This is a genomic window from Variovorax sp. J22G73, from assembly GCF_030317035.1.
Taxonomy (GTDB): domain Bacteria; phylum Pseudomonadota; class Gammaproteobacteria; order Burkholderiales; family Burkholderiaceae_C; genus Variovorax.
Genome location: NZ_JASZYK010000028.1, coordinates 1 through 12,675 on the forward strand (window position 1 = coordinate 1; position 12,675 = coordinate 12,675).

Annotated in this window: 2 protein-coding genes; both read right to left on the bottom strand. The window is 65.6% G+C overall.

Annotated elements, in window-relative coordinates; genetic code table 11:
* The coding region (locus tag QTI51_RS38815) for a non-ribosomal peptide synthetase (protein WP_286518436.1) at positions 1-7,134 on the bottom strand (7,134 nt) is incomplete at its 3' end.
* Positions 7,134-12,647: a non-ribosomal peptide synthetase gene (locus tag QTI51_RS38820; RefSeq protein ID WP_286547721.1), complete on the bottom strand. Its 5,514-nt coding sequence runs from the start codon at positions 12,645-12,647 to the stop codon at positions 7,134-7,136. The genes QTI51_RS38820 and QTI51_RS38815, both read right to left, overlap by 1 nt.
* Positions 12,648-12,675 lie beyond the last annotated feature (28 nt).

The following is a 12,675-nucleotide window of genomic DNA, read 5'->3' on the forward strand; positions in this document are numbered from 1 at the left end:
GATCAGCGAGATCTCTTCAATTAAAAAGTCCAACGTCGTGTGGTCCAGCACCATGTGGTGGCTGGGCAGCTGCAGCAACCAGCGTCCCTGCACCGGGTCGTGGGCCGCGACGGCATGAATCATTGGTGCCTGTTGCACGTCGATGCGGTAGTGCGCCGGATCGACATGGGCATTCAGCTGTTCAGCCGCTTTGGAAGACTCGACGCCAAGCCACTGCAGCTTCAGCTCGGCATGGCGATGCACCACCTGCACCGGCTCTTTCAAGCCTTCCCACAGCACGGCAGTGCGCAGGATGTCATGGCGGGCGATGACCTGATTGAAGCTGTCGATGAAGCGCTCCAGCCGTTCCTTGCTGTCGAGACTCAGTGAATGCGAGGTGATGTATGCATCGCCCTCGGTCTGCAGCAGGTGATGGAACAGCATGCCTTCCTGCAGCGGGGCCAGAGGGTAGATGTCCTGGATGTTCGAGGCGCCGCCTGGGACAGCGGATTCGATGCGCGCGATCTGGGCAGCGTCAAGATCGATCAACGGCAGCATACCGGGATCGATGGCTTCGCAACCGTCTGGGATTCCGTTCGGCGGCACGACCACTTCGACGCGTCCTTGCTCTTGGAGCAGAGCTTGGGCGAAGGCCGCGAGTTGCGGGTGCTGGAACAGCGTTCGCACCTGAATGGTCCAGCCCTTCGCGCGCACGCTTTCCAGGAGGCGTAGTGCCAGCAATGAGTGACCACCGAGTTCGAAGAAGTTGTCGGTGCGGCCTACGCGGGGCACGTTCAGCACTTCAGACCAGATCGTTGCCAGTGCCTGTTGGACTTCGCCTTCTGGCGCTTCGTAGGCCTTGTCGCTCGTGAACTCCGGCGAAGGCAACGCCTTGCGGTCGACCTTGCCGTTCGCGTTCAGCGGGAGTGCGTCGAGGACCACGATGATGCTGGGCACCATGTAGTCTGGGAGCGCTTCACCCAGGCGTTCTCTCAGTGCTGCCGTGTCGATGGTGTTGCCCGAGACGTAACCAACAAGCCTTGCACCTGCTGGGCCTTCGTTTGCCACGACGACCGCTTCTCTAACTTCGGGCTGGGCTTGGAGCTGGGCTTCGATCTCTCCCAGCTCGATGCGGAAGCCCCGCACCTTCACCTGATGGTCGATGCGGCCCAGGTACTCCAGCTGGCCCTCGTTGTTCCAGCGCACCAGGTCGCCTGTTCTGTACAGGCGCTGTCCATCGTTGGCCGCCACGAACCGCTCAGCAGTAAGGCCTGCCCGCTTCAGGTAGCCGCGTGCAAGATTGACGCCGCCCAGGTACAGCTCTCCAGCGACACCGGCAGGCACTTCGTTGAGGCTCGCGTCCAGCACATACGCCTGTGTCTCGCTGATCGGCCTGCCGATGGGCACCTGGCTGCTGCCATCGTCGCGGCACGTCCAGTGCGTCACGTCGATGGCGGCTTCTGTCGGGCCATAGAGGTTGTAGAGCCCGGCAAGCGGCAGCCGAGCGAACACCTGGTTGCGAGCCTCGGCGGACAGGGCTTCTCCGCTGCAAACGATGCGTCGCAACGAGGTACACGCACCGACGCCTTCATGCGCCAGGAAGGCCTGAAGCATCGAGGGCACGAAGTGCAAGGTGTCGACCTCGTGATGGCGGATCAACTCCACCAGCCGTGCCGGGTCACGGTGATCGCCCGGGTTGGCGACGACCAGCCTGGCGCCCTGCATCAATGGCCAGAAGAACTCCCACACCGACACGTCGAAGCTGAACGGGGTCTTCTGCAGCACCGTGTCTGCTTCACCGAGCCGATAGGCCTCCTGCATCCACGCCAGCCGGTTGAACAGCGAGCGGTGGCGGTTGGCTGCGCCCTTGGGGCGTCCGGTGGAGCCCGAGGTGTAGATGACGTAGGCGAGGTTGTCGCCGTGCAGATCGACCCGCGGATCGGTGTCGGACTCGGCCGAGGTGTCCAGCGTGTCCAGGTCGAGCACCTGGGACAGCCCGGCAACGGGCACCAGCGAGCGCAGGTGGCTCTGGGTCAGCAGCATGGTGATGCCGCTGTCCTGGACCATGTAGGCCAGGCGGTCTGCCGGGTATTCAGTGTCCAGCGGCACATAGGCACCACCGGCCTTCACGATCGCCAGGATGCCCACCACCATCTCGATGGAGCGCTCCGTCGCGATGCCGACCAGAACCTCGGGGCCCACGCCCAGGGCGATCAGGCGATGTGCAACCCGGTTGGCGCGCGCGTTGAGTTCGCCGTAGCTCAGGGTCTCGTCACCGAAGACCAGCGCCACCGAGTCGGGACGAGCCCGCGCCTGGCGCTCGATCAACCGATGCACAGGCTCCGAATCGCCGAAGCGCTGCGGGTTCTCGCTCCACGCCTGCAGCGCTTCCCGCTCGCTGCTCGACATCACATCCAGCCCGCGAATCGATTTTTCTGGATGCTTCGTCAGCGCCTTCACGATGCCGCCGACGGCCATCTGCATGAAGTTGCAGATTCGGCGCGCGTCCACGGTTTCGACGATCTGTGCGACCAAAATGAAGTCATCGCCCAGATCGTCCACCGACATCACGAAGGGGTAGTTGGTGCGCTCTTCTTCTGAGAGAACCTCCATACCCTCCCACGCTTGAGCAGGTTGATCCGGCGACGGCGATGCGCCGTGGCGGTAATTCAGCAGTGCAGAGAACAGCGGCCTGCCGCCCGGCAGCGCGCTGCAGCGCTGGGCCAATGAGAGGTTGGCGTGCTCGTGGTGCAGCAGTTGGGTGAGTGCTGCGTGGGTTTCCTTGACGCACTGGGCCACGCCCTGTGCGCCGAGCTTCACGCGCAGCGGCAGCGTGTTGATGAACAGGCCCAGTGCGCGTTGAGCGCCCTCTCCGCCTTGCATCCGGCCGAAGAGGACGGTGCCGAAGACGACGTCGTCCTTGCCCGTCGTCTTGGCCAACACCAAGGCCCAGGCCAGATGGAACAACGTGGCGGCGCTCACGCCGTGGCGCTGCGCTTCGCGCCGGATCTGTTGAGCGAGCTGAGGCTCGAGCTTCAGTCGTGCTTCTTCGACTCGCGTGCCGTCGCCTTGCACGTCGAGCAGGTTGAAGGGAGCCGTCGGCTCGTCCACGTCGCCCAGCATCTGGGTGAAGAAGGCTTCATGCTCTGCCTGGCTTACGCCGAGGCGCGCCTGGGCGACATAGTTCCGGAAGGGAACGGGCTCTGGCAGTTCCGAATGCTTGCCTTGCTGGATCAGCGAAATCTCTTCAATTAAAAAGTCCAACGTCGTGTGGTCCAGCACCATGTGGTGGCTGGGAAGCTGCAGCAGCCAGCGTCCCTGCACCGGGTCATAGGCCGCGACGGCGCGGATCATCGGCGCCTGCCTCACGTCGATGCGGTAGTGCGACGGATCGACGTGCGCAGCGAGCTGTTCGAACGAGCGTCCCGCTTCGACGTCAAGCCACTGCAGCTTCAGCTCGGCATGGCGATGCACGACCTGTACTGGCTCTTTCAAGCCTTCCCACAGCACGGCAGTGCGCAGGATGTCGTGGCGGCCGATGACCTGATTGAAACTGTCGATGAATCGCTCCAGCCGTTCCTTGCTGTCGAAGCTCAGTGAATGCGAGGTGATGTACGCATCGGCTTCGGTCTGCAGCAGGTGATGAAACAGCATGCCTTCCTGCAGCGGGGCCAGAGGGTAGATGTCCTGGATGTTCGAGGCGCCCCCGGGGACGGCGGATTCGATGCGCGCGATCTGGGCAGCGTCAAGATCGATCAACGGCAGCATGCCGGGCTCGATGGCTTCGCAACCGTCTGGGATTCCGTTCGGCGGCACGACCACTTCGACGCGTCCTTGCTCTTGGAGCAGAGCTTGGGCGAAGGCCGCGAGTTGCGGGTGCTGGAACAGCGTTCGCACCTGAACGGTCCATCCCTTCGCGCGCACGCTTTCCAGCAGGCGTAGCGCCAGCAATGAGTGACCGCCCAGTTCGAAGAAGTTGTCGGTGCGGCCTACGCGGGGCACATTCAGGACTTCAGCCCAGATCGTTGCAAGCGCTTGCTCGACTTCGCCTTCTGGTGCTTCGTACGCTTTGTCGCTCGTGAACTCCGGTGCGGGAAGCGCCTTCCGGTCCACCTTGCCGTTGGCGTTCAGCGGGAGTGCGTCTAGAACCATGATGACGCTGGGGACCATGTAGTCGGGCAGTGCTTCGCCGAGGCGCTCTCTTAGGTCTGCCGTGTCGATGTTGTTGCCCGAGACGTAACCAACAAGCCTTGCACCCGCCGGGCCTTCGCTTGCCACGACGACCGCTTCTCGCACTTCTCGTTGGGATTGGAGTTGCGCTTCGATTTCCCCCAGTTCGATGCGGAAGCCGCGAACCTTCACCTGGTGGTCGATGCGGCCCAGGTACTCCAGCTGGCCCTCGTTGTTCCAGCGGACCAGGTCGCCTGTTCTGTACAGGCGCTGTCCATCGCTGGCCGCCACGAACCGCTCAGCCGTAAGCCCTGCGCGCTTCAGGTAGCCGCGCGCCAGCCCTTCGCCGCTCACATACAGCTCGCCCGCCACCCCCATCGGCACCAACCCCAGTTCGCCGTCCAGCACCTGCATGCCCAGGTCCGCGATCGCCACGCCCACCGGGCTGCGCTGCTGCCCCAGGTCCGCCTGCGTGATCCGGCGGTACGTCACGTGCACCGTCGTCTCGGTGATGCCGTACATGTTGATCAGCTGCGGCCTGTCGTCACCGAAGTGCGCCATCCAGGGCCGCAGGCGCTGCGGGTCCAGCGCTTCGCCGCCGAAGATCACCACGCGCAGCGCCAGGTCGTTCTGCTCGTTTTTCTCGTTCTTCTCGTTCTTGTAGGTCTGCGGCAAGGCCACCAGCTGCCCGAAGGCCGAGGGCGTCTGGTTGAGCACCGTCACGCGTTGCACACGCAGCAGCTGAAGAAAATCTTCCGGCGAACGGCTCACCCAGAACGGCACCACCACCAGCTTGCCCCCGGTGCACAGCGCACCGAAGATTTCCCACACCGAGAAGTCGAAGGCGTAGGAGTGAAACAGCGTCCAGACGTCGTTCTCGCCGAAGCCGAACCACGGCTCGGTGGCCTGCAGCAGGCGCGTCACGTTGCGGTGGCACAGCTGCGCGCCCTTGGGGCGCCCAGTGGAGCCCGAGGTGTAGATGACGTAGGCGAGGTTCTCGCCGTGAGCCTGTACATCAGGGTCTGCTTCCGACTCCGTGGACGTGTCCAGCGTGTCCAGTGCCAGGACGTGGACCGACTCGGCGCCCGGCAAAGCCCCCAGATGGCTCTGGGTCAGCAGCAGTTCGATGCCGCTGTCTTCCACCATGTAGGCCAGGCGGTCCGCCGGGTACTCGGGGTCCAGGGGGACATAGACGCCGCCGGCCTTGAGGACGCCCAGGATGCCCACCACCATCTCGATGGAGCGCTCCACCGCGATGCCGACGCGGCTCTCGGGCTTCACGCCCAGCGCGATCAGGCGGTGTGCGAGTCGGTTGGCACGTGCGTTGAGCTCGCCGTAGCTCAGGGCTTCGTCGCCGAAGGCCAGCGCGGGTGCTTGGGGTCTGGCGTGCGCGTGGCGTTCGATCAGGTGGTGGATCGCCTCGCCATTGCCTTCGCCCTTGCTTTCATCCATGTGGCCTTGGCGCTGCGCGCCCCAGGTCCGCAGCTGGTTCGATTCGGCCTCGCCCAGCAGGTTCACCTCGCCCACGGTCTGTTCGGGGCGTTCGGCGAGCGCGTCCAGCAGCCTCAGGTAGTGCCCGGCCATGCGCTCGATGCCTTGCGGCTCGAACAGCTCCGCGGCATAGCTGAAGCTGGCACGCACGCGGCCGTCGGCGTCTTCGCTGGTGTCCAGCGTCAGCTCGAACTGGGCGGCCTGCAGGCCCAGGTCGTACTCGCCGATCGACAGCCCGGGCAGGCTCTGCAGTGCCTTGAAATCCCCACGCTGATGGTTGAACATGACCTGGAACAACGGGTTCGTGCCCAGGTTGCGCTCGGGTTGCAGGGCCTCCACCAATTGCTCGAAAGGCAGGTCCTGGTGGGCCTGCGCGCCCAGCGCGGCGTCCTTGGCAGCCAGCAGCACCTGCGCCAGGGTCTCGCGGCCGTGGAGCACGCCGCGCAGTACCTGCGTGTTGACGAAGAAGCCGATCACGCCTTCGGTCTCCACCCGGTGGCGGTTGGCAATCGGCACACCCACGCGAATGTCCGACTGGCCGCTGTACCTGCCCAGCAGCACCTGGAACCCCGCGAGCAAAGCCATGAACAGCGTCGCCCCCTGGCTCTGCGCGCGCTTGTGCAACGCCCTCACCAGGGCGTCTGGCAATTCGAAAGCATGACGCGCGGCACGGTAGCGGCCGTCCGCCCGTCTGGCATGGTCGGTCGGCAACTGCAGTACGGGCTGCTCGGTGCCGATATGCGACTTCCAATAGGCCAGCTGGCGCTCGCGCTCGCCGGCCTCGAGCCAGTTGCGCTGCCACACGGCGTAGTCGGCGTACTGCACCGGCAGCGGCTCGGCGTCCACCAGGGTGCCTTGCGCACCCTGGACGCGTGCGCGGTACTGCGCCACGAACTCGTCGACCACCACCTGCATCGACCAACCGTCGGACACGATGTGGTGCATCACCACCACCAGCATGTGCTCCTGCGCCGACAAGCGAATCAGCCCGACCCGCATCAGCGGGCCGACACCCAGGTCGAACGGGGTGTCGCTCAGGCGCGCAGCCTCTTCCTGCCGGCGGGCTTCGCGCGCGTCGCCCGCGGGAACATCGCTCAGGTCGACGATGGCGAGGTCGAGCGCGGCGGCCTCGTGAATCACCTGCTCGGCCAGGCCACCGGCCTCCGCGCGGAAGGTGGTGCGCAGCGACTCGTGGCGCCGCACCAGCGCATCGAAGCTGGCGCGCACGGCGTCCACGTCCAGCGTGCCGCTGAGCTTGAGCGCGCCGCTGATGTGGTACGCCGTGCCTTGCGGGTCGAGCTGCCACAGGAACCACTGGCGCAGTTGCGCATACGAGAGATGGCAGCGGCCGAGCGCCGCTGCGTCGCGCGCCAGGATCGGGAACTGCCCGAGCGTGAGCCCCTCCGAGCGGATCTTCTGGTAGACCGTGCGCCGCTGTTCGGGCGTCAGTCGCGAGAAGCGCTCCGCGATGCGACGGGTTGCAAGGGTTTCCATCAAACAGTCTCCATGCTGTCAAGCAGCGAATCGATTTCCGAAAGGGCCTGGCTGGCCGGTTTCGCGTGGTTCTTGTCGGCGATGAGCGACGCCATGTCCGCCAGAACGGGGTGCAGGAACACGTCCTTGATGGCGAGGTCCATCTGCATGGCGCTCTGCGCGCGCGCGACGGTCTGGGCGGCCAGCAGGGAATGACCGCCGAGTTCGAAGAAGTTGTCGGTGCGGCCTACGCGGGGCACGTTCAGGACTTCAGCCCAGATCGTTGCAAGTGCTTGCTCGACTTCGCCTTCTGGTGCTTCGTAGGCCTTATCGCTGGTGAACTCTGGTGCAGGGAGCGCCTTGCGGTCGACCTTGCCGTTGGCGTTCAGTGGGAGTGCGTCTAGGACCATGAGGACGCTGGGGACCATGTAGTCCGGGAGCGCTTCGCCGAGGCGCTCTCTTAGGTCTGCCGTGTCGATGTTGTTGCCCGAGACGTAACCAACAAGCCTTGCACCCGCCGGGCCTTCGCTTGCCACGACGACCGCTTCTCGCACTTCTGGCTTCGCCTGTAGTTGCGCCTCGATCTCGCCCAGCTCGATGCGGAAGCCCCGCACTTTCACCTGATGGTCGATGCGGCCGAGGTACTCCAACTGGCCTTCGTTGTTCCAGCGGACCAGGTCGCCCGTGCGGTACAGGCGTTGTCCATCGTTGGCCGCCACAAACCGCTCAGCAGTAAGGCCCGCCCGCTTCAGGTAGCCGCGTGCAAGGTTGACGCCGCCTAAATACAGCTCTCCAGCGACGCCGGCCGGCACTTCATTGAGGCTCGCGTCCAGCACATACGCCTGTGTCTCACTGATCGGCCTGCCGATGGGTACTTGCTTGCTGCCATCGTCGCGGCACGTCCAGTGCGTCACGTCGATGGCGGCTTCTGTCGGGCCATAGAGGTTGTAGAGCCTGGCCTGCGGCAGCCGAGCGAACACCTTGTCCCGGGCTTCCGCCGGCAAGGCCTCGCCACTGCACACGATGCGCTTGAGGCTCGTGCACGCCTTGGCTCCCTCGTAAGCCAGGAACGCCTGAAGCATCGAGGGCACGAAGTGCAAGGTGTTGACCTCGTGATGGCGGATCAACTCCACCAGCCTTGCCGGGTCACGGTGATCGCCCGGGTTGGCGACCATCAGCCTGGCGCCCTGCATCAATGGCCAGAAGAACTCCCACACCGACACGTCGAAGCTGAACGGGGTCTTCTGCAGCACCGTGTCTGCTTCACCGAGCCGATAGGCCTCCTGCATCCACGCCAGCCGGTTGAACAGCGAGCGGTGGCGGTTGGCTGCGCCCTTGGGGCGTCCGGTGGAGCCCGAGGTGTAGATGACGTAGGCGAGGTTGTCGCCATGCAAGTCGACCTGAGGGTCAAGAATGGACTCGGCCGACGTGTCCAGCGTGTCCAGGTCGAGCACCTGGGACAGCCCGGCAACGGGCACCAGCGCGCGCAGGTGGCTCTGGGTCAGCAGCATGGTGATGCCGCTGTCCTGGACCATGTAGGCCAGGCGATCCGCCGGGTACTCGGGGTCCAGCGGCACATAGGCCCCACCAGCCTTCACGATCGCCAGGATGCCCACCACCATCTCGATGGAGCGCTCTGTCGCGATGCCGACCAGAACCTCGGGGCCCACGCCCAGGGCGATCAGGCGATGTGCAACCCGGTTGACACGTGCGTTGAGTTCGCCGTAGCTCAGGGTCTCGTCACCGAAAACCAGCGCCACCGAGTCAGGACGAGCCCGCGCCTGGCGCTCGATCAGCCGGTGCACAGGCTCCGAGTCGCCGAAGCGCTGCGGGTTCTCGCTCCACCTCGAAAGCTGCAGCAATTCCGCCTCGGCCATCACCTCGATCCCTTGTGCGAGCTGCTGCGGACGCTCCGACAGCGCGGTGACCACGCCCGCGAGCGCCGCATGCACGTAGCCGCACACGCGCTGCGCATCCACGGTCTCGCTGATCTGCGCCACCAGCTCGAAGCCCTGCCCCAGATCGTCCACGGACATGACGAACGGATAGTTGGTCCGCTCCTCGCCGCCAAGCACTTCCATGCCCTCCCACAAAGGGGCGACACCGTCCCCTTCTGCCTCCGGGCTGTAGCGGTAGTTCAGCAGCGCGGAGAAAAGCGGTGTGCCGCCCGCCAGCGCGCTGCAGCGCTGGGCCAATGACAGGTTGGCGTGCTCGTGGTGCAGCAGTTGGGTGAGTGCGGCGTGGGTTTCCTTGACGCACTGGGCCACGCCCTGTGCGCCGAGCTTCACGCGCAGCGGCAGCGTGTTGATGAACAGGCCCAGTGCACGTTGGGCGCCTTCTCCGCCTTGCATGCGGCCGAACAGCACGGTGCCGAATACGACGTCGTCCTTGCCCGTCGTCTTGGCCAACACCAAGGCCCAGGCCAGATGGAACAACGTGGCGGCGCTCACGCCGTGGCGCTGCGCTTCGCGCCGGATCTGTTGGGCGAGCTGAGGCTCGAGCTTCAGTCGTGCTTCTTCTACTCGCGTGCCGTCGCCTTGCACATCCAGCAGCTTGAACGGGGCAGTGGGCTCGTCCACGTCGCCCAGCATCTGGGTGAAGAAGGCTTCATGCTCGGCTTGGCTCAAGCCGAGGCGCGCCTGGGCGACGTAGTTCCGGAAAGGAACGGGCTCTGGCAGTTCCGAATGCTTGCCTTGCTGGACCAGCGATATCTCCTCGACAAGGAAGTCCAGCGTCGTGTGGTCGAGCACCATGTGGTGGCTGGGAAGCTGCAGCAGCCAGCGTCCCTGCACCGGGTCATAAGCCGCGACGGCGCGAATCATCGGCGCCTGCCTCACGTCGATGCGGTAGTGCGACGGATCGACGTGCGCATTGAGCTGCTCGAAAGCGCGTCCCGCTTCAACGTCGAGCCACTGCAACTTCAGCTCGGCATGGCGATGCACGACCTGCACCGGCTCCTTCAATCCCTCCCACAGCACCGCGGTGCGCAAGATGTCGTGCCGGTGGATGACCTGGTTGAAGCTGCCGACAAACTGCACCAGCCTTTCTTCGCTGTCGAAGCTCAATGCCAGCGGCGTGACGTAGGCATCGCCTTGCGTCTGCAACTGGTGATGGAACAACATGCCCTCCTGCAGCGGCGCCAGCGGGTAGATGTCCTGGATGTTCAAGGCGCCGCTCGGAACGGCGGATTCGATGCGCGCGATCTGGGCGGCGTCGAGTTCGATCAGCGTGAGCATGCCCGGCTCGATGGCTTCGCAATCCACGGGAATTCGGTTCGGCGGCACGACCACTTCGACACGCCCCTGCTCCTGCATCAAAGCCTGGGCGAAGGCTGCGAGTTGCGAGTGCTGGAACAGGGTTCTCACCTGCACCTTCCAGCCCCGGGTGCGCACGCGCTCCAGCAGCCGCAGCGCCAACAACGAATGCCCGCCGAGTTCGAAGAAGTTGTCGCCACGGCCCACGCGCGCGACGCCCAGCACCTCGGCCCAGATGACAGCCAGCGTTTCTTCCAGTTCGCCCCGCGGTGCGTCGTAGGCGCTTGCCCCGTCGAACTCCGGCGACGGCAAGGCCTTGCGGTCCACCTTGCCGTTGGCGTTCAGCGGCAACGCGTCGAGCGCCACCACGACGGCAGGGACCATGTAGTCCGGCAATGCTTCGGCCAGCCTCCTCCTGATCAGCGCCGTGTCTATGCCTTGCCCCGACACATAGCCCACCAACCTGGCGCCGCCCGGTCCTTCGTTGGCGACGACCACGGCCTCGCGCACCTGCGGCTGTGCGAGCAGCTCGGCCTCGACTTCGCCCAGCTCGATGCGGAAGCCCCGCACCTTCACCTGGTGGTCGATGCGGCCCAGGTACTCCAGCTGGCCTTCGTTGTTCCAGCGCACCAGGTCGCCGGTGCGGTAGAGCCGCCCGCCCTGTTCGTCGAACGGATCGGCCACGAAGCGCTCCGCGCTCAGCGCGGCCCGGCCCAGGTAACCCCGCGCCAGCAGCGCGCCTCCGATGCACAGCTCGCCCACGGCGCCGCGCGCCACCAGGCCTAGATCGGGTCCGACCACGCGCAATGCACGGCCCGCGAGCGGCGTGCCGATGGGCATGCGCGAGGGCACCTGGCCGCCGGCCTGCAGAAAGGGCGTGCAGTCGAGGACGGACGCCGTCACCGTCGCCTCGGTAGGCCCGTAGGTGTTGAGCAGCTTCACGTGCGCCAGGCCCGCGTTGCGCCATGCGTGGAGCCCTTCGGGCGGCATTGCTTCGCCGCCCGCATGCACCTGGCGCAACACGCCATAGGGCCGCGCGCCATGCGCCGCGAAGTCTTGCGCCAGCAGCAGCCAGTAGGCCGTGGTGAGGTCGGCCACGCTGATCTGCCGTTCGATCAGCTCGCGGTAGAAGGTCGCGCTGTCCCACAGCACCGGCCCGCGCAGCACGATGGCGGCGCCCGCGACCAACGGTGCGAAGGTCTGCTCGATGAAGCCGTCGAAATTCAGCGTCGAGAACTGCAGCATGCGGTCGGCCTGCGTCAGCCCGAAGAATCGCACCGTCTCGCGTGCATGCGCCGCCAGCGCCGCGTGGGAAATGCCGACCCCCTTGGGCCGCCCCGTGGAGCCCGAGGTGTAGATCAGGTAGGCCAGGCCCTCTGCGTGCAGCGCCACCTGCGGATCGTGCGCGGGCTGCCCGCCGAGGTCTTGCGTGTCGAGCGCCAGCGTGGCGACCGACGCATCCACGGACAGGCGCCCGGCAACATGCGACTGCGTGAGCAACACCACGATGCCGCTGTCGGCCACCATGTACGCAAGCCGGTCCGCGGGATAGCCCGGGTCGAGCGGCACATAGGCGGCACCGGATTTCAGGATGGCGAGGACGCCCACCATCATGTCGATGGAGCGCTCGACCGCAATGCCGACCCGGTGCTCGGGTTTCACGCCCAGCGCGATCAGGCGGTGCGCCAGCCGGTTGGCCTGGGCGTTGAATGCCGCGTAGCTCAGCGTCTGCTCGCCGAACACCAGCGCCGGCGCTTGCGGCTGTTGCCTCGCCTGAAGCTCCAGCACGCGGTGCACAGGCGTGCGGTCGGGGTGCGTGGGCGTGTTGATGCCCCAGGCGCCGAGCTGGCGAACTTCCTGGACGACAAGAATGTCGAGTTCGCAGGCGGGCCGCAGCGGCTGATGGGCCAGGGCTTGCGCAAGCGATTCGATCGCACCCAGCAGCATCTCGCACACACGACGCGCGTCGACGGCTTCATGAATCTGCGCCACGAGCTCGAAGCCCTCGCCCAGGTCGTCCACGGACATGTCGAAGGGATAGTTCGTGCGTTCCTGGCCGCCGACGATCTGCATGCCTTCCCAGAAAGTGGCGTGCTGTGCTTCGTCTTTCTGGGGGTTGTAGCGGTAGTTGAGCAGTGCGGAGAACAGCGGCGTGCCGCCCGGCAGCGCGCTGCAGCGCTGGGCCAATGAGAGGTTGGCGTGCTCATGATGCAGAAGCTGGGTGAGTGCTGCGTGGGTTTCCTTGACGCACTGGGCCACGCCCTGTGCGCCGAGCTTCACGCGCAGCGGCAGCGTGTTGATGAACAGG